The organism is Streptomyces kronopolitis, from assembly GCF_014646275.1.
In the GTDB taxonomy this organism is placed as follows: Bacteria; Actinomycetota; Actinomycetes; order Streptomycetales; family Streptomycetaceae; genus Streptomyces; species Streptomyces kronopolitis.
Genome location: NZ_BMND01000109.1, coordinates 1 through 635 on the forward strand (window position 1 = coordinate 1; position 635 = coordinate 635).

A 635-nucleotide genomic window follows, 5' to 3' on the forward strand; every position below is an offset into this window, starting at 1 on the left:
GAATCATCTTTTACAAGTCTTGCATTCTTTAGTAGCGTTAGGCAATTCCATGATAGTGATTGAGCATAATTTAGACATCATCAAAAACGCTGACTACATTATAGACATGGGGCCTGATGGGGGGGATAAGGGCGGGAAAATCATTGCGAGCGGCACGCCTTTAGAGGTGGCTAAAAATTGTGAAAAAACCCAAAGCTATACGGGAAAATTTTTAGCTTTGGAATTGAAATAGCTTGCATGGGGTTTGTTTGTTAAAGAAATGAACTACCAAGTCTATTTATAACTCCATTACAAGAGGTAGGTTTGCAAACCCCTAAACCCACTATTTTTAGTCCTACACAAAAAGTATTAATAAGACTTTATCATCATTAAGGGTTAATCATAAATTATAAAAAATATTGAAAAGCATTTTTTATAATCAATAGTAAAAAGCTTGATTTTAATGGTGCAATAATTTTTGTAGCGCGGTCTTAGGGTTAAAAATGACTTTTAGTAACTCCATGAAATGATACTACCTTTCCAAAAACAAATCTTTTTCTTGGATTTCTGCTCCTTCGCTTAAAATCGCCGCTCTCTCCACGACGCCTAAAAGCTCTCGCACATTCCCATGCCAAGAATATTCTAAAAGGCGTTTT

General features: G+C 35.6%; 2 protein-coding genes. One reads left to right on the plus strand and one right to left on the minus strand.

What is annotated here, in order from left to right; genetic code table 11:
- Positions 1-232: UvrA family protein (locus tag IEY78_RS35360; protein ID WP_189104825.1), on the plus strand; the 232-nt coding region annotated here is incomplete at its 5' end.
- Positions 233-511: 279 nt separating this feature from the next.
- Here IEY78_RS35360 and IEY78_RS35365 read toward each other — a convergent pair.
- On the minus strand, positions 512-635 hold a 124-nt coding region (locus IEY78_RS35365; protein ID WP_506417112.1), incomplete at its 5' end, for an AAA-type ATPase lid domain-containing protein.